At 32.1% G+C, this 21,969-nt stretch carries 18 protein-coding genes and 2 pseudogenes; 14 read left to right on the top strand and 6 right to left on the bottom strand.

What is annotated here, in order from left to right; all coding sequences use genetic code 11:
* Positions 1-108: 108 nt before the first annotated feature.
* Entirely contained in the window at positions 109-2,001 is a 1,893-nt protein-coding gene (locus T483_RS0110845) for a beta-glucoside-specific PTS transporter subunit IIABC (RefSeq protein WP_026886865.1), read from the top strand.
* Positions 2,002-2,301: 300 nt separating this feature from the next.
* Positions 2,302-3,717, top strand: a complete 1,416-nt coding sequence (locus T483_RS0110840) for a glycoside hydrolase family 1 protein (RefSeq protein ID WP_026886864.1) — start codon at positions 2,302-2,304, stop codon at positions 3,715-3,717.
* 292 nt (positions 3,718-4,009) lie between these two features.
* Here the strand turns inward: T483_RS0110840 and T483_RS32440 are convergent, their stop codons facing one another.
* The 3 genes from T483_RS32440 to T483_RS29000 all read right to left on the bottom strand — a co-directional run bounded on the left by T483_RS32440 (position 4,010) and on the right by T483_RS29000 (position 6,810).
* The gene (locus T483_RS32440) at positions 4,010-4,963 is read right to left on the bottom strand and encodes a carbohydrate-binding protein (protein ID WP_026886863.1); all 954 of its coding nucleotides are present in this window, start codon (positions 4,961-4,963) and stop codon (positions 4,010-4,012) included.
* Between the two features lie 74 nt (positions 4,964-5,037).
* Entirely contained in the window at positions 5,038-5,520 is a 483-nt protein-coding gene (locus T483_RS32125; protein ID WP_242841837.1) for a carbohydrate-binding protein, read from the bottom strand.
* 45 nt (positions 5,521-5,565) lie between these two features.
* Positions 5,566-6,810, bottom strand: a complete 1,245-nt coding sequence (locus tag T483_RS29000; protein WP_242841836.1) for a glycoside hydrolase family 18 protein — start codon at positions 6,808-6,810, stop codon at positions 5,566-5,568.
* Between the two features lie 482 nt (positions 6,811-7,292).
* Here T483_RS29000 and sigI point away from each other — a divergent pair, with 482 nt between their 5' ends.
* The 4 genes from sigI (at position 7,293) to T483_RS31000 (ending at position 9,696) form a co-directional block, all read left to right on the top strand.
* Complete coding sequence (sigI, locus tag T483_RS0110825; RefSeq protein ID WP_026886862.1) at positions 7,293-8,045, top strand: RNA polymerase sigma-I factor; 753 nt, start codon at positions 7,293-7,295, stop codon at positions 8,043-8,045.
* A 296-nt stretch (positions 8,046-8,341) separates the two neighbouring features.
* A complete protein-coding gene (locus tag T483_RS31890) occupies positions 8,342-9,142 on the top strand; it encodes a glycoside hydrolase family 16 protein (RefSeq protein ID WP_207641433.1) in 801 nt (266 codons plus the stop codon).
* Positions 9,143-9,187: 45 nt separating this feature from the next.
* Entirely contained in the window at positions 9,188-9,574 is a 387-nt protein-coding gene (locus T483_RS31885; RefSeq protein ID WP_207641432.1) for a carbohydrate-binding protein, read from the top strand.
* Positions 9,559-9,696, top strand: a complete 138-nt coding sequence (locus T483_RS31000; protein WP_155268472.1) for a hypothetical protein — start codon at positions 9,559-9,561, stop codon at positions 9,694-9,696. Before T483_RS31885 ends, T483_RS31000 begins: the two co-directional genes overlap by 16 nt.
* Before the next feature lie 97 nt (positions 9,697-9,793).
* Here T483_RS31000 and T483_RS30995 read toward each other — a convergent pair.
* Positions 9,794-9,886, bottom strand: a pseudogene (locus T483_RS30995) (IS3 family transposase); the annotation flags it as partial.
* A gap of 134 nt (positions 9,887-10,020) precedes the next feature.
* On the opposite strand from T483_RS30995, the gene T483_RS31880 reads away from it, so the two are divergent.
* On the top strand, positions 10,021-11,853 hold the full coding sequence (locus T483_RS31880) for a carbohydrate-binding protein (protein WP_051560350.1): 1,833 nt from the start codon (positions 10,021-10,023) through the stop codon (positions 11,851-11,853).
* A gap of 188 nt (positions 11,854-12,041) precedes the next feature.
* On the opposite strand, the gene T483_RS0110805 is transcribed toward T483_RS31880, so the two are convergent.
* Complete coding sequence (locus T483_RS0110805) at positions 12,042-13,811, bottom strand: beta-1,3-glucanase family protein (RefSeq protein ID WP_026886860.1); 1,770 nt, start codon at positions 13,809-13,811, stop codon at positions 12,042-12,044.
* A 713-nt stretch (positions 13,812-14,524) separates the two neighbouring features.
* On the opposite strand from T483_RS0110805, the gene T483_RS0110800 reads away from it, so the two are divergent.
* Entirely contained in the window at positions 14,525-15,892 is a 1,368-nt protein-coding gene (locus tag T483_RS0110800) for an ATP-binding protein (RefSeq protein ID WP_026886859.1), read from the top strand.
* Between the two features lie 87 nt (positions 15,893-15,979).
* Positions 15,980-16,159, top strand: a pseudogene (locus tag T483_RS0110795) (family 1 glycosylhydrolase); the annotation flags it as partial.
* 338 nt (positions 16,160-16,497) lie between these two features.
* Here T483_RS0110795 and T483_RS0110790 read toward each other — a convergent pair.
* On the bottom strand, positions 16,498-17,262 hold the full coding sequence (locus T483_RS0110790; RefSeq protein ID WP_026886857.1) for an EFR1 family ferrodoxin: 765 nt from the start codon (positions 17,260-17,262) through the stop codon (positions 16,498-16,500).
* Positions 17,263-17,466: 204 nt separating this feature from the next.
* On the opposite strand from T483_RS0110790, the gene T483_RS0110785 reads away from it, so the two are divergent.
* The 5 genes from T483_RS0110785 to T483_RS0110765 all read left to right on the top strand — a co-directional run bounded on the left by T483_RS0110785 (position 17,467) and on the right by T483_RS0110765 (position 21,875).
* Entirely contained in the window at positions 17,467-18,024 is a 558-nt protein-coding gene (locus T483_RS0110785) for a TetR/AcrR family transcriptional regulator (RefSeq protein WP_026886856.1), read from the top strand.
* 264 nt (positions 18,025-18,288) lie between these two features.
* The gene (locus tag T483_RS0110780) at positions 18,289-18,963 is read left to right on the top strand and encodes a response regulator transcription factor (RefSeq protein ID WP_026886855.1); all 675 of its coding nucleotides are present in this window, start codon (positions 18,289-18,291) and stop codon (positions 18,961-18,963) included.
* Positions 18,960-20,009 carry a HAMP domain-containing sensor histidine kinase gene (locus T483_RS0110775; protein ID WP_026886854.1) on the top strand — a complete coding sequence of 350 codons (1,050 nt, stop codon included), beginning with the start codon at positions 18,960-18,962 and terminating at the stop codon, positions 20,007-20,009. The genes T483_RS0110780 and T483_RS0110775 overlap by 4 nt, the downstream gene beginning before the upstream one ends.
* 199 nt (positions 20,010-20,208) lie before the next feature.
* Positions 20,209-21,159, top strand: a complete 951-nt coding sequence (locus tag T483_RS0110770) for an ABC transporter ATP-binding protein (RefSeq protein WP_026886853.1) — start codon at positions 20,209-20,211, stop codon at positions 21,157-21,159.
* The gene (locus T483_RS0110765) at positions 21,159-21,875 is read left to right on the top strand and encodes an ABC transporter permease (RefSeq protein ID WP_026886852.1); all 717 of its coding nucleotides are present in this window, start codon (positions 21,159-21,161) and stop codon (positions 21,873-21,875) included. The genes T483_RS0110770 and T483_RS0110765 overlap by 1 nt, the downstream gene beginning before the upstream one ends.
* Positions 21,876-21,969 lie beyond the last annotated feature (94 nt).

The following is a 21,969-nucleotide window of genomic DNA, read 5'->3' as shown; positions in this document are numbered from 1 at the left end:
CCGGTAGCTAGTATCTGTAATACTCTAACTTTTAAGTGGAGTTAACGGCTACACGCTCATGGATAAGTTAATCTAAAAATAACTTAATTTTAAATGGAGGATTATACTATGGATTATTCAATAGTTGCAAAAGAAATAATAGAAAAAATAGGTGGAGTAAATAATGTAAGTAGTGTTATACACTGTATGACAAGACTTAGATTTACCCTAAAAGATCAAAGTATTGTAAAAGATGAAGAAGTTAAAAAAATAAAAGGTGTTATGGGCGTTATGAAAAAAGGCGGCCAGTACCAAATAATCATAGGGAATGAAGTTTCTAAATGCTATAAAGAAGTATTAAAACTTGGTAATTTTAGTGATAGTGCTAATAATACTGAAGGTTCAAATGAAAAGCAAAATATAATTACAAAAGTGTTAGATGTAGTATCAGGAAGTATGTCAGCTACTATGCCAGCAATAATTGGTGCAGGTATGGTAAAAGTGCTAGTAGTGTTACTTACAACTATTGGACTTTTATCGAATACAAGCCAGGCTTATACTATATTATCAGCACTTGGAGATGCAACGTTTTATTTCTTGCCAATGATACTTGTAATTTCAACTTCTAAAAAGTTTAATATTAATCCATATACTTTTGCAGCAGTAATAGGTGTTATGGTATATCCTGATTTTGTGAAACTACTTGGTTCAGGATCACCTATATCATTTTTAGGATTACCAGTTACAACAGCAAGTTATGGGTATTCAGTTATACCAGTTATACTAATGGCTTGGGTAATGAAATATATAGAAGAAATTGTAGATAAAATTACACCAGCAGTTACAAAGAACTTCTTAAAACCAATGTTAATATTACTTATAGCTATGCCAATTGCAATAATAGTTATTGGACCACTTGGATTCTTAGTAGGTAAAGGTTTATCAACAGTTATGTACACAATTCAAGATAAGGCAAATTGGATTGCATTACCTTTAATGGCTGCGCTTATGCCACTTATAGTTATGACAGGAATGCATTGGGCGTTTATACCTATGGCATTAACAGCTTTAGCAAACCCAGGATATGAAACATTATTATTAGTAGCAATGCTTCCATCTAATTTAGCACAAGGAGCATCAGCGCTCGCAGTATCACTAAAGTCTAAAAATAAAGACTTAAAACAAGTTGCAAGTGCATCAAGTATTTCAGCTTTACTTGCAGGGGTAACAGAACCAGCAATGTACGGTGTAACTATAAAATATAAAAAACCTTTAATAGCAAGTATGATAGCAAGTGGTATAGCAGGTCTATATGCAGGAATTGTAGCTTTAAAAGTTTATGTTTTTGCAACACCAGCACTTATATCAATAGTTCAGTTTATTGATCCAAATGGTAGCTCAAACTTTATTAATGCTTTAATAACAGCAGCTATTGCAATTGTAGGTTCATTTGCATTAACATGGATTATTGGATTTGATGATCCAGCAAATGAGGAAATTGAAGAGATCTTAATTGAAAACAAAATGGAAGTTAAAGAAGCTGCCTTAGATAAAGCTGAAGCTAAAAGCGAAGCAATAATCTTAGCTCCAATTGAAGGAAAATCAGTTTCATTAAGTCAAGTAAATGATATAACATTCTCAGAAGAAATAATGGGAAAGGGTGCAGCTATAATACCAAGTAAAGGTATCGCAGTTTCACCAGTTAATGGAGTGATTTCAGCATTATTCGAAACAAAACATGCTATAGGAATTACAGCTGAAGACGGAACAGAAATTTTGATACACATAGGATTAGATACAGTAAAATTAGGTGGAAAGCACTTTACAGCTCATATTAAGAGTGGAGATAAAGTAAAAATAGGAGACTTATTAGTTGAATTTGATATTGAGGCAATAAAAAGGGAAGGATATGAAGTAATAACCCCAGTTCTAGTTACTAATTCAAGTGATTATAAGGATGTATTATCATTAATAGATAAAGATGTAAAAGAAAAAGATGAGTTAATAAAAGTAATAATGTGAAACTTGATTTAGATGAGGTTTGATCCTTATATAAACCTTAGTTGAACTTATACCATCAAAGGGCACAATGTCCAGGAGCGTGCAGCCGTTAGCTCTCGCTTAAATAAGCGAGAGTGTTACGTATGCTAGCTACTGGATAAAATAATATTGATAAATTATGCTAGTTAAGATATTTTTAGATATGCTTGCTAGCATTATTACTAAAATAAATTTTGAGAATTTAGTATTCAACACAGAGTATATAAACATTTTGTAGGAAAATATAAATATTATAAATTATAAAACATAGGAGGTAAAGTTATGTCAATTAAATTTCCAGAAGGATTTTTATGGGGCGGAGCTACAGCAGCTAACCAATTTGAAGGTGCATATAACGAAGACGGAAAAGGATTATCTACTCAGGATATAGCACCTAAAGGTGTGATGGGAGCTTTAACAGATGAACCAACAGAAGATAATATGAAACTTATAGGAATTGATTTTTATCATAGATATAAAGAAGATATTAAGCTATTTGCAGAAATGGGATTCAAAGTTTTTAGATTATCTATTGCTTGGTCAAGAATATTTCCAAATGGTGATGATAAAGAGCCAAATGAAAAGGGATTACAATTTTACGATAATGTATTTGATGAGTTAGCTAAGTATGGAATAGAGCCACTAGTTACAATTTCCCACTATGAGACGCCACTTGCACTAGCTAAGAATTATGATGGCTGGGTAAATAGAAATCTAATAGGATTTTTCGAAAACTATGTAAGAACAATATTTAACAGATATAAAGATAAAGTAAAATATTGGCTGACTTTCAATGAAATAAATTCTGCAACTCATTTCCCTTATATGAGTGCTGGAATATGGACACCAAAAGAACAATTAAACAAGCAGGATTTATATCAGGCTATGCATCATGAACTAGTAGCAAGTGCACTTGCAGTAAAAATTGGTCATGAAATAAATCCAAAATTCAAAATTGGTTGTATGATTCTTGGAGTACCAAACTATCCATTAACACCAAAACCAAGTGATGTACTTAAAGCAATGGAAGCAGATAGGGAGAATCTTTTCTTTGGAGATGTTCATGTAAGAGGAGAATATCCAAGATATATGAATAGATTTTTTAAGGAAAACAATATAGAAATAAAGATGGAACCTGGTGATAAAGAAATACTAAAGAATACAGTAGATTTTGTTTCGTTTAGTTATTATATGAGCTCATGTGCAAGTGCAGATCCTGAAAAAAATGTTAAAGGAAAAGGAAATCTCATTGGAGGAGTACCAAATCCATATTTAAAGGCTTCAGATTGGGGTTGGCAAATAGATCCAGAAGGATTAAGATACATGCTTAACTTATTCTATGATAGATATCAGAAACCATTGTTTATAGTTGAAAATGGTTTAGGTGCTGTTGATGAATTAATAACTGATGAAAATGGAAATAAAACTGTAAATGATGATTATAGAATAAATTACTTAAATGATCACTTAGTTCAAGTAGGAGAAGCAATTGAAGATGGTGTTGAAGTTATGGGATATACTACATGGGGATGTATAGATTTAGTAAGTGCATCAACAGCTGAACTTAAAAAGAGATACGGATTCATCTATGTAGATAGGCATGATGATGGAAGTGGAACTCTAGAAAGATATAAGAAAAAGAGCTTTTATTGGTATAAAGAAGTTATTGCTACAAATGGAGCTCATTTAAAAAAATAATAATTTAAATGCGATATATAAGGCAGTGTAGGAATTAAATTTTCTACTTTGCTCTTTTTGCTAAATTTAAGCAATTAAGAAAGATAGCATTACTCATTTTTGTTACACTACTTGGTATTGTAACATTTGCAAATTGTCCACCATTTAGCTCATAAATTTAAAGAAACACCCTTTTTTTTCGAAGAGGGTGTTTCTTTGAATTTATAAGTTAACTGTATTTTCTGTGCTCAGTTGTTATATATAATTCTAAAATACTTTTGATTCTAATGGACTTGTCCATTTACTTTGCTTACTAGTTTTTTCCACCATAGCTTTTATATGTCGCATACACTGCATTTGCATATTGATCTGCTAGAATTGGACGGCCATATGAATCTGTAGCTCCTGGATACCAGTTTGGTCCTCCATTGTAATGTAATAGACCATTGTATATATTACCAAATTGCTTAATGTTATCATTTATAATCATTGATCCCATATATACTTGGTCTTGAAGATTACTATGATTGTAGGCATGTCCATATGTTGATTGGAACTCACTCGAATAAGCATTTCTAGTGTTTGGTTCTACTTGCATTAATCCGTCTCCAGAAGATGGACTACCACCTAAACCTGCTCCATAATTACATTCTTTTTTAATAACAGCACATATTAATAAAGCAAAGTCTCCATTTTTACCAAATTTCTTATCAGCATTAAGTGCATATCCCCATATATCATTTGGAGCTTCAGCAGGCTTTGATACTGAGGGGTTTGTAGGGTTTGTAGGGTTTGTAGGGTTTGTAGGGTTTGTTGGATTTGTTGGGGTTGTAGGTCCTGCTCCAATCAATTCCCAAACATCAGCTGAACCAGGCTTATCACCTTGAGTCCACCATTTAGCTTTGTAATTACTGTTCTGATAAGAAACAATATCACCAGATACATAAGCTTTACTACTGTCCCAAGCAGCATAAGTATTATTACTAGGGTTAGATGGTGCTGTTCCAATCAATTCCCAAACATCAGCTGAACCGGGCTTATCACCTTGTGTCCACCATTTAGCTTTATAATTTTTACCTTCATAATTAACAGTATCTCCACTTACATAAGCTTTGTTGGCATCCCAATTAGCATAAGCTACAGATGCAGAGACAATTACTGTGGATGCTTCTGTTGTTGCTGCCTTGGCTAGTATTGACATTTGTGGTAATGCAAACGAAAATACTACAGCGAAAGCAAATAATTTTTTTAATTTCATGTATTTCATAATACATCAACTCCTTATATATTTTTTTGAAATGTATATAAATTATACGTTCCCACTTAAATGTTATTATTTAATTAGTATTTTGGATTCGTTGGTGTAGCAGCTCCAATTAATTCCCAAACATCAGAAGCACCAGGTTTATCACCTTGAGTCCACCATTTTGCTTTGTAATTGTTGTTGTTATAAGAAACAATATCTCCATTTACATAGACTTTACTACTATCCCATGCAGGATAAGAAGTACTAGGATCACTTGGGTTTGTTGGATCCGTTGGATTACTTGAATTAGTTGGGGTTGTTGGCGTAGTTGGATTACTTGGGGTTGTTGGATTAGTTGGTGTAGCGGCTCCAATTAATTCCCAAACATCAGAAGTACCAGGTTTATCACCTTGAGTCCACCATTTTGCTTTATAATTGTTGTTGTTATAAGAAACAATATCTCCATTTACATAGACTTTACTACTATCCCACGCAGGATAAGAAGTACCAGGATTACTTGGGTTTGTTGGATCCGTTGGGGTTGTTGGATTACTTCCACCAGCAAGTTTGTTTGCCATTAAAGTAGTTAATGGGAATCCATTTGGGTCATCACCTGAAATCTCCTAAGCAATCATTCCGCCATAACCGTTATTTAATACGTAATCACATCTTTCTGTAAGAGATTCTTCATCTTCATATGTGTACATAATTCCTTGTGATGCATTATATAGATAAGGAACTTTAGCATATGGATCTCTATATTTTACGTAACCTGATGTTTTTTCCAATTCCTTCATTTTGAAATAAGGGTTTTGTCCACCTGGAGATTGTGCATTATCCCATGTACCTACTGGTGCACCATTTGCAGAAGCAAATAATCCAGGTAGGCTTCCACCATTGTTCACAACATTTTTCCATCCTCTTGAATAGAATGGTGTTCCAACATTTAGTTTGCTTGCAGGTATATTATAAGTATCCATGTACAATCTCATTGCTGAATCAGTATTATATTTATTTTTTATATCTACAGGAGAAGTTCCAGATGGATCATTAGGATTTGGATATATTGCAGCATGATGATTAGTAGTTGTTTCCCAAGCCCCATGCATATCATAAGTCATAACGTTTATAAAATCTAAGTATTGAGCATAAACGTTAGGTTCAGTATATTGTGCTTTATCATATCCAGATGGTGCTGCTATTGTAAGCATTTTATTAGACAATCCATTATCATTGTAAGCTTTACGTATTTCACGAAGAAGTGAAGTAAAGTTTTGTTTGTCCTCTGGTCCACCTGGGCAACCTTTATCAAATTGATCATTTGGATCTGCTTTTCTATCAATACCAGGGAATTCCCAGTCGATATCAATTCCATCTATGAATGGATATTTTTTTAGAAAATCTACTACACTGTTTATGAACACAGCACGAGAACTAGAACTTGAGGCCATTGCATGGAAATTAGCACCCCTTGTCCATCCACCTACTGATATAAGCACCTTTACATTTGGATATTGAGATTTGTAATACTTATATTCACCCATGTGTCCTCTAAGTTTATCTGCATCCCAACCTTCAGAATGTGGGAAAGATTTATCAAAATCTGCATAAGAATCAGTAGAATTGAGTTTAAAGCTTGAATCTACTTCAAAGAATGCATGATTGATTACAGTGACCTTGTCCCAAGGTAATTGATCAACAGATATGCTGCTGTGAGCTGCGTTGTAGGTACCCCAATTAGGAAAATAAACTACAACATTTTTTTTATCAGATTTTTCTGCTGCTTTAGGCATTAGTGTTATTTGCGTGAATGTAAGTAGAAAGACTACAAAAAAAGCAAGAAATTTTTTTAATGTTACGTGTTTCAAAACACATCAACCCCTCTCATATAATCATTAAAATTTTTGGGAAAGTAATTTTAATAATAAATTGTTCACCCCCTTAAAGCAGTAATAGAGAATTTTCTCTTGCGTAATAAGCAATAAAATATTTCACGCCTATATTTACTGTCTATTACTTTGTAAAAAAGTAAAACTGTAGGAAATTTATAGAATATATGACTGTACTATATTCAATACGAGAAATGTGTAATTTTTGTGTGGGACAGAATTAACTTTTTTTAGTAAAACATTAAAATTTAACCACAACAATATATACAAATGTAATAAAATGTAATATAATTACTTATATTGTAAAATATAAATATTTATAAGAGAGGAGTGTAATAAATTTTATTTTATTATTTATAAAACCTATATATTAGAGCAAAGTTAAGTATATGAGAATGGTATATTTTGGTCGTTACGGTAATTGGTATAAAGAGGTATTTATTATGTAGGGGGGAAAAGTATTGTCAGATAGTAAACTATTTTATGATGATACTAAAGATAACAAATCAATATATGGATACATAGAAAGAATTAGAAACGGTGACGTTAAATTAAAAGATAAATTAATAAAAGACTATTTGCCATTTATAGGTAAGTCTGTGTCTAAAGTATCAAAAAAATATGAAGATATAAGGTACAGCGATATATTTAGTATAGGAATGATAGCTTTTAATGAGGCGTTAGATAATTATGATGAAAATAAAGGAAAAAATTTTTTCGCTTACTGTGACATGATAATAAGAAGTAGAATTATAGATTATTATAGAAAAAGTGAAAAAGAAGAAAAAGCATATCCATTTACTTATTTTGAAAATGAAGATGAAATTAATTTTGAGGAAAAATATTTAAGATCTAATTCATTTAATCAATATGAGAATATAGAAACACAGGATGAAATGGAATTCTTTCAAAAAAAGTTGAGTGAGTTTAATATAAACATATATGATATTGGAGAAGAAATTCCCAAACACAGAGACTCTATTATTATGTGTATAAAAATTGCAAAAGAATTATGTGATAATGATTACTTATATGGAAAATTGATTCGAAATAAATCCATTCCGTTAAAGGAATTAGTGTCAATGGTTCAGGTACATAAAAGAACCATTGAGAGAAATAGGAAATTCATAATTGTAGTAAGCTTAATATTTAAAACAGAATTTACGTATTCAAAGGAATATATAGAAGATTTTTTTAATGGATCTAATGTATAGGTAATTGTAGTAATAACAATTTTATTCAAGTGTGTCTCAGAAAGAATAATGATCTTTCATGCATTCGGTTATACATTTATTGTATAATTTGTTCTAATTTATAATTTATCCCACTTAAATAGAATCTTTTTACGTATAATATAGTGTACGTTAAAAGTAATTAATTTAGGAGGTGATATGAAAAAAGTTCAGCAAAAAGGTAACAAAGTTTAATAAAATATTTCTGTAAATAAGGGGGGAGTAAACTACTACTACTAATAATAATAATAATAAATAGAGGTATAGGGGGAATTTTTATGAATAGAAAAAAACAACTAATTATGTCATTAGTTATTTCTTCACTTATGGTTTCATCATTTATTCCAACAGTTACAGCGAAAGCTGATACAGGATGGAATCTTGCATGGAGTGATGAATTTAATGGGACAAGTATAAATACATCAAATTGGAAATATGAAACTGGCGGAGACGGTTGGGGTAATAATGAACTTGAATATTATACTAATCGATCTGAAAATGCAAGAATTGAAAATGGAAATCTTGTTATAGAAGCAAGAAAAGAAAATTATAATGGGATGAATTATACTTCTGCTCGCTTAAAAAGTCAGGGATTAAAAAACTGGACTTATGGGAAAGTAGAGGCAAGAATGAAGTTACCAGCTGGACAAGGCGTATGGCCTGCATTTTGGATGTTAGGAGAAAACATTTCTCAAGTTAGTTGGCCAAAATGTGGTGAAATAGACATTATGGAACATATAAATAATGAAAGTGCAATCCATGGAACTATACATTGGGATAGCACTGGTAACAATACGCATGCACAGTATGGCGCTGCTTCACCTAATATCGATGTAACTCAATATCATGTATATTCAATTGAATGGAACGCTTCATCAATAAAATGGTTTGTAGATGGAACACAATATTTAGAAGCTAATATAGCAAATAATATTAATGGTACTGAAGAATTCCATAAACCATTCTTTATATTATTTAATCTAGCAGTTGGAGGAAATTGGCCAGGTAATCCTAATGGATCAACTCCATTCCCAGCTAAAATGTTTGTAGATTATGTTCGTGTATATCAGCACGGGTAAACTAATACAACACCAGAACCTACAGCACCAGCCGTTCCAAGTGGATTGTCTGCAGCTGCTAGCAATCAATCTACTATTAATGTGTCTTGGAACGCATCATCAGGTGCAACAGGTTATGATTTAAAAGTTGATAATAACATTATTAGTAATGTAACAGCACCTTATGTTAATAGTGGTTTAACTGAAAATTCAACACATACTTATGCTGTTAGAGCTAAGAATGCTAATGGAACAAGCAGTTGGAGTAATTCTATCAGTGCCACTACTAAGGCTTCAAGCAATCCTACTACTGGAAGCTGGGCTCCTAATACTGCATATAAAGTTGGAGATATAGTTTCTTATAATGGTAAGAATTATAAATGCATTCAAGCTCATACTTCATTGGTAGGATGGGAACCATCAAATGTTCCTGCTTTATGGGTATTAATATAAATGCAGAATATGTAGACTTGGTATTCCATGAAAAGGATACAGCACTTACAACTAATCAAGTAAAGGCTAAGGTTGATAGTTATAGAAATCAAGTTGTTACATTTAAAGATACTGTAGATTAATATTTTAAGTTATGTATAGTAATGGATAAATATTAATAGATTAAATGTATATAAAAGAGAAAGCATAAACCTTAAAATAGATCTCTATAAAAAGGGGCTATGCAGCTTCTAGAAGATGATTTCTGTACTTTACAGGAGTCATCTTTTTTAGATTTAACTGTGAATGGCTAGTATTATAGTAGATTATGTATCATTATGCTTCTTCATATGCTCTAATTGCAATATGTATATTAATAGGGAAATTAAATGTTTTATAAAAGGGTTCCAGTTTACTGATATTTTTGGCAAAATAAATAAAATCTTAAAGTGAGGGAGAGAAAAGTATTGAGTAAAAAGAAATTTTTTAAAAAGATAGTTTCAGTCATGGCTATGGCAAGCCTTATGGTTACAGGAGTGGTATTAGGTAATTCAAATAGTGCATCAGCGGTAACAAGCAGTAGTATTCCCAATCATGTACTAGTAGGCTACTGGCACAATTTTAATAATGGGTCAGGAGACATTAAACTCAAGGACGTTTCATCAAACTTTGATGTTATTAACCTTTCATTTGGAGAACCAACCTCTGTTACTTCAGGGGATATAAGGTTCACCCCATATAATGAAACAGAGACTGAGTTTAAAAGTGATGTTCAATATCTTCAAAGTAAAGGAAAAAAAGTATTGTTATCTATTGGAGGACAAAATGGTGAGGTTCAACTAACAAGTTCCACATCTGTTAATACCTTTGTTAATTCTGTAAGTACTATTATTGATAAGTATGGATTGGATGGATTAGATGTAGATTTTGAAGGACATTCTCTATATTTAAATGCAGGGGACAAAGATTTTAAAAATCCAACAACACCTGTTATAGTTAATACAATTAGTGCTTTAAAACAATTAAAGGCTAAGTATGGTAGTAGATTCGTATTAACTATGGCACCTGAAGCATTCTTTGTGCAACTAGGACATACGTACTATGGTGGATTAAATTCATATGTCGATAACAGAGCTGGAGCATTTCTACCAGTAATCTATGGACTTAGGGATGAGTTGAACTGGCTTCAAGTGCAATATTATAATTCAGGTTCAATAAATGACATTAATGGTAAAGCTCAATCAATGGGAAGTGGAGAATTCTATGCTTCTTTAGCAGATATGCTTTTAACAGGTTTTAATGTAAATAATGATTCTAATTATTTCTTCCCAGCATTAAGACAAGATCAAGTAGTTATTGGTGTTCCATGTTGTAATACTGCTGGAAATGGATATGTTTCAAATGCTGAGGTACAAAGTGCTTTAGATGGATTAATCAATGGTGGAACAGTTGGAAGTTATAAGATTAACAATAAATATCCTAATTTAAGAGGTCTTATGACTTGGTCAATAAATTGGGATCAATATACAAACTTTAATTGGTCTAATTATTTTAGAGGTTATTTTAATAATTTAACTCCACCTGTAAATAAACTTAATGCAGCAGTACTAAGTTCTTCAGAACTTATTAATGGAAGCTATTCTATATCAGCAGTAGTTCCAGCTTATAATACTGCAACTTCGTATAAAATTTATGAGGGAACAACAGTAGTAGCTTCAGGAAATTTAACAGCTGGACAACCTGCTAAGACGCTTAACTATAATGCCATATCAAAAGCTCCAGGGACATACAGCTACAAAGCTGAATTAAGTGATGGAAGCAATACAGTTACTTCAAATCAAGTAACTGTAACAGTTCCAAAAGCAGGAGATAACACATTACAACCAGCAATATTATCTGCTAGTGCAGTAAATAATGGAGCATATACTTTAACGGCTGTAGTTCCAAAAAATAATACTGCAACAAGCTACAAGATATATGAAGGAACAACAGTTGCTTCTACGGGAGCTTTAACTTCAGGTGTAGGCGAAGTTAGCATTTCTTATGCTATTACTAATAAGGCTAAGGGAAGCTATGATTATACAGTGGTTCTATATGATAGTACAAATTCTGTTAACTCTAACAAAGTTACAGTAACTGTACCAGATTCTGAATCTAACAATGCATGGGTTGCAAATCATGCATACAAAGTTGGAGATATTGTAACTTACAATGGCGGTACTTATAAATGCATTCAGGCTCACACTTCATTAGTAGGTTGGGAACCAAGCGCTGTGCCAGCTTTATGGCAAATTCAATAATAGATAAAGGGAGTTGTAGTTTTATGTAAAAAAATGAGCTAAGATTATCTTGGCTCATTTTTTTGAATTTGCATGTAATATAAAGTATTTTAGTTTGATGAAAGTAGTTAAGAAAATAAAAAAGATGCTGCATTAAATTTTGATACAGCATCTTTTTACAAATCTTATGGTCTAATTTATTTAATTTATTACCAACCTACATTAATTATTGCATACTTAGGGTCAGCTACATGCAATGTGCTGCTGAAGTCGAAAACATCATCATAGCAGAAGCCATATGATTTGTTTTCATAAGAATGATCATGCCAGAATTTTGCAAAGTAATTTGCAGGAGCATCTTTATAGAAATAGGCTGAGTTATTCCAGTGTGCAGGATCAAGCATAACATGTCTGTTAAAGGCTGCACAAACCTGTGCTTTGATAGCTTTTTCATCATCATTTCCACCATCAAAGATTCCATTTCCTAATAAAACTTCTTGTGTACTTGGTTTCCCATGTATATAAAGATTATATGCACCACCATTTTTATTGAAGACAAAATCACTGCCTACAACATGTCCACTATAAGTTCCTCTATCACATGTAAAGGTTAATTCATGGGTTGCGTAATAACTATATACGTCATTGATATAACTATCAAAATAGTGAGCATTAGTTTGTGATGCTGTAAAAGTTCCAAGCCCTGAAGCAGGGGCATAGATTCTATCAGAATGAGCTAAAGACTTAAATTCAGCAGGTACAGAATTTTTATATGCATTCATTAAATCTGCACGTGTTCCAGTATCTCCATAAGTTTTATTGTAACCGCTATTACCTACTAATTGTATATTATAAGGATAACAGAATTGGTCTACTCTTGTTGTATTTATCCATAATCCGTCATTAGTCCATGCCATCTCAGCCCATTCAAACATAATGCCTGTATTAGGATCAGAAGTGTTTGCAAGGTTTGGTCCAGCATATCCAATTAATCCATCTGCTGCTTGATTTACTTTAATATATAAAGGTTCACCATAACTGATGTACATTCTTGCTCCTATGATTTTGGGAATATAAGCATAGCTTTGTTGACTGGCTTTGCAGAAATAATTTGAATAGTTAAATGTTCCATCAGGAGTAGTTTTAGTTAAATGACCAGCTGCATCATTATCTGAAATTTTCATAGGAATAAGGTTTCCGTTTAAATCTACATGAACAAATTGGTTAGTGGCTGGGTCTTTTCCTACAATAGCCCAGTAAATTTGATCATTTGAATATTGTCCGTTTGTATTATTTTTTACTTGTAAAGTAACAAATCCGGATTTAAGTGGTGGAGTAGTAGTATCACCACCAGTATTTGTAGTTGAATAAATTTTAACAGAAGTCATTTTATCATTAGCATCATTACCGATCCATGGTGTATCTGAAGTATATGTCCACTTTGTCCCTGTAAAATTATCGTTTTCATATACTTCGACTGTCCAGCCGCTTGGAACTTTAAGTGATGTCATCCAATCATTTGGAATTTTTGCTGTATTTAATTGTGACAAGGTGTAATTTCTAGGTTGTAGTGATACAGAAGATCCTCCGTAATTAATATCTTCATAGAACGTAACCGCTTTCGTAGGAGAAGACGGAGAGCCTACTGTATAATTATACCAAGGAGAGTCATATGCAGGAGTACCGTTATTATATGTGAATGAATAGCTCACAGTATCTCCAGAAGATACTGTGACATTTTGCTCATATCTTCCAGATGCGCTATTATAGGTAGTTCTGATATTTTGTTGTGCTCCTGAATTAATTTTATAATGTACATCAACCCAACTAGTGTTTGCTAGTGGCTTAAACCATATTGTTGCAGTATTTCCAGATACATCTACGCCGTTTGTAAAGTCGGCTGCTGAAACACTAAGTGTAGATATTGGACAAAAAAGAAAAACTAAAATAGAAACCATTACTAAAGCTTTTTTGAACATAAATTATCCCTCCAAATTCTAATATTCTTGAAATAATTGTTAGTTAAAGTTTTATAAAAAATGCATTAATAGTTTAGGTCTCTGTGCTCAATTGTCATTTAAAGGCATGTAGTATGATTTTATTATTATGATCACCTCGCTCACTTAAAATTGTACATAATGAATAAGTAAAATAAATAAAATATAACATTTTATTTATTAAGTAGAATAATAAAGTTCCATACTATAATTACCATAGTTTACATTTTATTCATTATATATTTATATTATAACAAATTTGTTTGATACTTGGAATATTTTTCGAAGAAATGATAGCAATTTCAACACCATTTTTCATCCATACGGTTTAAAGAATTCTCGAATTTCTTCAGCTAGAAGCTAAAGTTTTTACACAGAACTAAAATGTCTACCCATAGGTAATGCGGTAAAGCTATGCGTATATTTGTCACCAAGTTTTCTTAGTTAGCAATAAACCTTTTTAAGAATTTAGGAATTTAAGAATGAAAAAAGTTAAGAAGTAAAAAATTAAGAACTTAAGAAGTTAGAAATAAAAAAAGTTAACAATATACACTATACACTTATGAAAAAGTGCGAACACATGATTGCTGGTATATTTAAATAGTGGTAAAATTATTATTGAAAAATAAATTTTAGGATATAATTTAGTAGATACTAAACAAGATTATAGCTTGAATTGTAAGGAAGTGAGAAACGTGGAAAAACAAATAATAGATCTTAAAAGAGATGCATACAAAAAACTATTAGAGTGGAAAAATAACCACAATAATAAGGTACTATTAGTAGAAGGTGCAAGGCAGGTAGGAAAAACTTATTTAGTGAAAAAATTTGCAAGAGAAAATTATAAGCATTTAATATATATAAATCTGTTGGAAGAAACGGGAGAGGACTTACTTACAATTTATAATATAATAAAAGAAGAACGTCTATCAGGAAAACTAGACAGGGAAAAAACAAATACATTAAAAGAGATGTTTAAGAGATTTTCCAACAATTTTGAGGATAGTAAAGAATGCATAATTATAATAGATGAAATACAAGAATCCTATAAAATTTATAATATGATAAGGCAATTTGCAAGAGAATTTGATGCACATTTTATTATGACTGGAAGTTATTTAGGAAGAGTTGTTATGCAGAAAGAGTTTTGGTCTCCAATGGGTGATGTAGATTTTCTTGAAATAAAGCCATTATCATTTACTGAATTTGTTAATGCGCTTAATTTAACACAAGCTTATGAGTCACTAGATTTGTATGGAGATGGCGATAAAAAGGATTATGATCTATTTTATGATAAGTATAAAGACTACTTAGAAGTTGGCGGCTATCCAGAGATAGTATGCGAATACTTAAGAAATCACAAGAAAAATATTAATGATTTGTTTGAAAAATTATTAAGAGTATTTTGTGAAGAATCTTCAAGATATTTTGATGGAGATATATTGACTACTAGAGTATTTGAAGACTGCTTAAGCGCAATAATTGAAATTCTAGCTAGAGGAAAAAAAGGCATTAAGGAAAGCAGTTATACGGAAGAATTACAGCAAATAATAACCAAACAATATTCAAGTAATATCACGAAGGAAAATTGTAATAGAGTACTTCAATGGTTTTACACGTCAAAATTTGTTAAAGACTGTGATAAGCTTATAGATTTTGAATTTACCAATATAAAAAAGAGACAAAGATATTTTTTGTCAGATGTTGGTATGGCAAATTATGTTATGAAAAAAGCAAACCTATTAGCATCAGAATCGAGCGGGTTATTAAATGAAACATTTGTTTACCACTGTCTTTTGGATAAGATATCTACAGTTCCTATGTTTGGAATCTATGGTGATGGAGAACTTGATTTTGTCTACAGAGATAGGGAAAACGGTTATGTTTACGGAATAGAAGTTAAGGCTGGTAAGAATCCGGGTAAAACCATAACAAAATCATTAGCTAATGGAAAAATTAATTTTGCAGTTTATCTAAAAGGGGTAACGCAAGGTGGAATTGCAAACAAGACTTATACAATTCCGATATTTTTATTTCCAAGATTTGAGTTCAGTAAAATATAAAGATATCTATGATAAGAGTTTACGTAAAAAGTAAGCTTTTATTTTTTGTATTTTAGAATACCACAAGCTTGTATTTGGGTCCCCAATCAAGTAGGAGAAGCAATTGAAGATGGTGTTGAAGTTGTGGGATACACTAAATTGGGATGCATAGATTTAGTAAGTGAATCAACAGCTGAACTTAAAAAGAGATACGGATTCATCTATGTAGATAGACATGATGATGGAAGTGAAACTCTAGAAAGATATAAGAAAAAGAGATTTTATTAGTATAAAGAAGTTATTGCTACAAATGGAGCTTATTTAAAAAGTTAACAATGTACACTTGTGAAAGTGTGCGGACATAACCAATAGCTTCATGAGTTGTAGAAAATATGCGGCCTTAAAGGCAAACTCGGAAGGTTGTCTTTTAAAAGAGAATAAAAAATAAAATATATTAACCTAATAATAGTTTTAAAAAAGGCTCATACCAAGGGTGCACGAATAATTTGAAAGCACCCCAAGTATAGGCTTCAAGGTGTTTTATTTTTAAATCTAGGTTAGCCTTAATAGGTTTCTTAAGTCATCATATGAATATCTGATCAGCCTTAATTATATTTTCTGCTTTCTTAATTAGCCTGATTATTAGAAGCAATTATTTCTTTAAGCTGTACATTTTGATTTATGAACCTAGCTTTGCTTTTCTCAGATTTCAAATGAATTGCATTTTGAGGACAATGATGTATACATGCTAGACATACTTCGCATTTATGGGAAAACCTAGGTTTGTTATCAACTTTAATATTATTTGCAGGACAGACCTTTTCGCATACCTTACAGCTAGTACAATTATCCGTAACAATAAATTTCTTAGCTGCAAAATTATTGCTAATTTTATCTGCTATTCCACGGGCATATTTAGATAGAGTATTGGATACAATTCCTTTTTTTACAAGAGAATTTCGTCTATTTGTAATATCAGCTATTATTCCACTCAGTTTTTCATCAATTACTTCTGGCTTCTTATTTATTATTTCATCCTCCATCTTAAAGGTTGAAAGGAAATTATCCACCATCAGTATTTCATTTGTATAGTTGAACTTGATTCCAGATTCCTTGGCCACAAGCTCCATATGCCTTAATCCAGAGAATGCATTACCACCATATGTCATAATTGAAAAGAAGTAATCAGCTTTAAATTTTGACTTTTTAATAAAGTTACTAACTATTTTCGCCATTCCGAGTCCATGGCAAGGAAATATAAAGCCTATAGCATCATCCTCAAATTCATATTTACCTTCCTTTATCATTTGAGGTATTGAATACAATTCTCCACCAATCTTTTTTGCAACATATAAACTATTTCCTGTAGCAGTAAAATAAAATATTTTCAAATTAATTCCGCCTTTCATTATTTCAACGCATATTGATTTTTCAACGCTTGTTCAATATAATAAATTTATCAATTAAGTTAGTTCAATTCAATAGTTAAAACAATGAGATTTGTTTATTAATGAACAAAACACATATGAGTGTTGATTATTATAAGATAAATCAGTTTATAGGAAGTACATTAGGTACACAAAGGAGATATTTTTATGGATAGACGTATTGAAAAATCTAAACAGGCTATTATGGGTGCTTTTATCAAACTCATGTCGGAAAAAGATTTTGAAAAGATAACCATTAACGAAATTGCAGAAGAGGCAAATGTAAACCGTGGCACTGTATATTTGCATTATGAAGACAAATTTGATCTGATGAATAAATGTATAGATACTCATTTAAACCAATTATGTGACAGTTGCATTTCAGATGGAGAGAGCAGCAATTTTGACTCCAAAGCTTCGCTACTTCAGACGTTTCAATATCTTGAAAAGCATGCTATTTTCTATTCCAATATGCTCACTAACAAAGCTATGCCTGCTTTTAGAGAACGTATTTTAACGATGGCTCTTAAAAGTATGGAAGAGCATCTTGACATGACTGCAAGCAATGAAAATATAAGCAAGGAGATAATGGCTCAATATGTTGCTTCAGCCGCTGTTGGTGTAATGGAATGGTGGATTGTAAATTCAATGCCTTATCCTGCAGCATATATGGCGGAGCAATTGTGGCAATTACAAAAGCGAGAACAAATAGTGAAGGGCATTTAATTGTTTTGCTTAAAAAATGCCACTTTAAATGTGATATTTCTGTGAATTTTTTATCTCTTATGCTTGCAGTATAGCACAAAATAAAGAAATTGACTTTATGTTATGAATTATATATCATGATAAAAAAGTAAGTATGCACTTATTTGTTATACTATGGCTAATAGTTGATATTCAGTTGATTTTAGAATGGTAAATTGAAATAGAATCATTCTAGAGTTTCTCTAGAAGATTAGGTAACAAAGAGTTTAATTGGGAGGTGAATTAATGTTTAATATTTTGGTTGTTGAAGATGATGCTAATACACAAAAACTTATATGTGCAGTCATAAAGCGTGGCGGTTACAATGCTTTTAAGGCTAATGATGGTATGGAAGCCTTGAATATGATGGAAAAACAGTATTTTGATTTGATTATCTTGGATCTAATGATGCCGAGGATGGACGGTTATCAGCTTTGTAAAGAATTACGCCAGGTAGGAGATAATATTCCTATATTGATGATTACAGCACAACAAGAAATTAAGGAGAAACATAGAGGTTTCCTTGTAGGGACAGATGATTACATGACAAAGCCCTTTGACGAACAGGAAATGCTGTTTCGCATAAAAGCATTATTACGTCGGGCGCAAATTACAAATGAGCAAAAGTTAACAATGGGTGGAACTACTTTGGATTATAATGCTCTTACGGTCACTTATGGTGAGGATATAATTATGCTTCCACAAAAAGAATTTTATTTACTCTTTAAATTGATGAGTTATCCAAATATGATTTTCACCCGTATGCAATTGATGGATGAAATATGGGGGCCAGATACAGAGACGGATGAGCATACCTTGAATGTCCATATTGGAAGGCTCCGGGAAAAATTTAAAGATAATCTGGATTTTGAGATTATTACTGTACGTGGACTAGGATATAAGGCGGTGAAGCTTACATGAAAAAACGGATGAGTCTTGCTGCTACACTGGTTGTATTTGTATTTTTAGTAATGGTTCTATCTGTTGTAATAGGAAGGTTATGTACATACTTTCTAGAATTAATTTTTGGAAGCAGCTTTTTGGAAAATGGTTTTGTAGCATTTTTTGCGCTGCTTTTAACAAGCACAACTATTGGAATTTCTATCACGGCTTTATTAAGCAGGTGGATGGTTAAACCTGTCCGTAATCTTATTGAAGCTATTGAAGATGTAGCAAAAGGGGATTTTTCAGTTACAGTTAAAGGCAGCAATATTCCAGAGCTTGAGAGTCTTGCCTCCAGCTTCAATAAAATGGTTGGAGAACTTTCAGGAATTGAAATGCTACGAATTGATTTTATAAATAATTTTTCACATGAGTTTAAGACGCCTATTGTTTCTATTAAAGGCTTTGCAAAACTTTTGAAGGAAGGAAATCTAACCAGCGAAGAAGAGCAGGAATATTTAGATATAATAATTCAAGAATCCCAAAGGTTGGTTGACCTTTCTACAAGTGTGCTTAATTTATCAAAGGTTGAAAATACAGAGATTATTAGTGAAAAAGAGGTTTATGCCCTAGATGAACAAATTCGCTGTGCCATACTTATATTAGAACCCAAATGGAGTGCTAAAGATCTTTCAGTAGATATAGATTTGGAAAGCATGAATATTTATAATAATGCACACTTACTTCAACAAATATGGATAAACCTATTAGATAACGCCATTAAATTCACAGATAAGGGTGGGGAATTACAAATTAGTTTAAGACGTATCAATTCATCGATACAATTTTGTTTACGAGATAATGGGCATGGAATGGATGAGGAAACAAAACAACATATCTTTGACAAGTTTTATCAAGGAGATACATCACACACAACCATTGGCAATGGACTTGGACTTACGGTGGTTAAAAAAATTGTGACTCTCTGTAATGGCAATATAGAAGTTGAAAGCAGTTTAGGAAAAGGCAGCACCTTTACAGTTTCATTACCTTCCGGGATGTCCTTAGATAAAAGGAGCAGCTAAAACCTACACTATAATATATTTTATAAAAGCGCCTGTAAATGGATTAAAAGCACATTTACAGGTTTTTTTATTTTACTTGAATAAATGCGAAATTTTTTAAAATACTCTTTAAAAATTTATTTGAGATGCTTATAAGTTGAGGTAGAGTTGATATTAGATTGATAGTATAAAGCTACTACAAAATGAGGAGTTGAAAACTATGAATATATTCTTAAAGCAAAAAATCAGTGGAACAGCTGCAATACAAATCGATGGATTGTGCAAAAATTTTGGCGACTATGCAGTACTGAATAATCTGTCACTTGAAGTGAAACGAGGTGAAATATTTGGATTTCTAGGGTTAAATGGAGCAGGAAAGACAACTACTATAAAGACACTCTTAGGGATGCTAAGGCCAACTTCAGGTAAGCTCTACATGTTAGGTGAAAAGGTTGATGCCGGAAACTATAAATTGTGGGATAAGGTTGGTTATTTGGAGGAAGCTACTTTTTATCCTGATTTGACAGTATTTGAAAATCTTGATATAGCAAGACGTATGCAAGGAATATCAGAAAAAGAATCCGTAGATAGAGTTATTTGTAAGTTAGGACTTGAACCACATAAAAAGAAAAAGGCAAAGAATCTTTCTTTAGGAAACAAGCAGCGCCTAGGACTTGCAAAAGCTATGATACATAATCCAGAAATACTGATACTAGATGAACCAATAAATGGTCTTGATCCGGCAGGAGTTGCTGAGATACGTACTATGTTATATGATTTAGCAAAAAATTCTGGCGTAACTATTTTCATATCTAGTCATCTATTAGATGAACTATCAAAAGTTGCAACGCGTATTGGGATTATTCACAACGGTCACCTTATTCAAGAAATTGAAATGAATAAGCTTGAAAAATCCTTGCAGAAGAATTTAGTTATAGATGGGCGCAACCAAAATGCAATAAAGACTGTACTTACAGAACATGGTTATGAATTTGAGGAAACAATGGATGGCCATTTAAAATTAAAAGATGAACACTTAGTTGAAAGTCCTGAACAGTTATCCGAACTGCTTGTTAAATCTAATCAACCGCCAACTCTGCTTCAAGTAATTACAGAAGATCTGGAAGGGTACTTTCTTCGTACAATTGGAATGGTAAGGGGTGATAATTAATGAGTATTTTTTCTATTTTACATTGTGAAATTCGCAAAATTATCAGTTCTAATGTGTTTTGGATAGTGTTTCTTGTTTTTGCTTTTGGTCCAATCATGATGGGAGTCGGAATTATTTTATCCAATAACTTAGGTGAAATCAATTGGCAAATATATTTAACAGAATTGCTTAATAATCTTGCGGCACTGGGTCTTATAGGATATACATTTATTGCTGCATGGGTATTTGGTCGAGAATTTACAGATAAAACCATTAAAGATTTACTTGTAAAGCCAGTACCAAGAGCATATATTGTAATTTCTAAGTTAATGGTCATTTTAGCTTGGAACGTATTACTTTCCCTATATATGTTTTCTATCAGCATTGCTGTAGGCGGTGTTCTAGGACTTACTGGCTGGTCAGCTGCCATTATTGGAGATGTTTTTCTAAAGTTTGTTATAACATCGCTACTGTTTATTGTTGTTACTACACCGGGTACTTTTCTAGCGAATGTTAGTAGAGGATACTTAGCACCATTAGCACTCATATTGGTAATAGTTATTTGCTCAAACGTATTGGCATCTATGGGATTTGCGCCATATTTTCCATGGACAATCCCCAGTGTATTTCAAAGTACTGGATTCCTTAATTTAAGTAGCATAATTATTCTTATTTCTACAGGGATAGCGGGTGCAGTAGGAACTTTTGTTTGGTGGCAATTTGCAGAGCAACAATAAACTGAAACGTTTGTTTACCACTGTCTTTTGGATAAGATATCTACAGTTCCTATGTTTGGGATCTATGGTAATGGGGAACTTGATTTTGTCTACA

The organism is Clostridium beijerinckii HUN142, assembly GCF_000621745.1.
GTDB classification, from domain to species: domain Bacteria; phylum Bacillota; class Clostridia; order Clostridiales; family Clostridiaceae; genus Clostridium; species Clostridium beijerinckii_A.
Note: the sequence above shows the minus strand (reverse complement) of the source record. Positions and strands in the feature narration are given on the sequence as shown.

Excerpts from the sequence above, each read along its gene's own strand:
- T483_RS0110845 (WP_026886865.1), top strand. The coding sequence starts at position 109 with ATGGATTATTCAATAGTTGCAAAAGAAATAATAGAAAAAATAGGTGGA.
- T483_RS0110840 (WP_026886864.1), top strand. The coding sequence starts at position 2,302 with ATGTCAATTAAATTTCCAGAAGGATTTTTATGGGGCGGAGCTACAGCA.
- T483_RS32440 (WP_026886863.1), bottom strand. The coding sequence starts at position 4,963 with ATGAAATACATGAAATTAAAAAAATTATTTGCTTTCGCTGTAGTATTT.
- T483_RS32125 (WP_242841837.1), bottom strand. The coding sequence starts at position 5,520 with ATGGCAAACAAACTTGCTGGTGGAAGTAATCCAACAACCCCAACGGAT.
- T483_RS31890 (WP_207641433.1), top strand. The coding sequence starts at position 8,342 with ATGAATAGAAAAAAACAACTAATTATGTCATTAGTTATTTCTTCACTT.
- T483_RS31000 (WP_155268472.1), top strand. The coding sequence starts at position 9,559 with ATGGGTATTAATATAAATGCAGAATATGTAGACTTGGTATTCCATGAA.
- T483_RS0110805 (WP_026886860.1), bottom strand. The coding sequence starts at position 13,811 with ATGTTCAAAAAAGCTTTAGTAATGGTTTCTATTTTAGTTTTTCTTTTT.
- T483_RS0110785 (WP_026886856.1), top strand. The coding sequence starts at position 17,467 with ATGGATAGACGTATTGAAAAATCTAAACAGGCTATTATGGGTGCTTTT.
- T483_RS0110780 (WP_026886855.1), top strand. The coding sequence starts at position 18,289 with ATGTTTAATATTTTGGTTGTTGAAGATGATGCTAATACACAAAAACTT.
- T483_RS0110775 (WP_026886854.1), top strand. The coding sequence starts at position 18,960 with ATGAAAAAACGGATGAGTCTTGCTGCTACACTGGTTGTATTTGTATTT.
- T483_RS0110770 (WP_026886853.1), top strand. The coding sequence starts at position 20,209 with ATGAATATATTCTTAAAGCAAAAAATCAGTGGAACAGCTGCAATACAA.
- T483_RS0110765 (WP_026886852.1), top strand. The coding sequence starts at position 21,159 with ATGAGTATTTTTTCTATTTTACATTGTGAAATTCGCAAAATTATCAGT.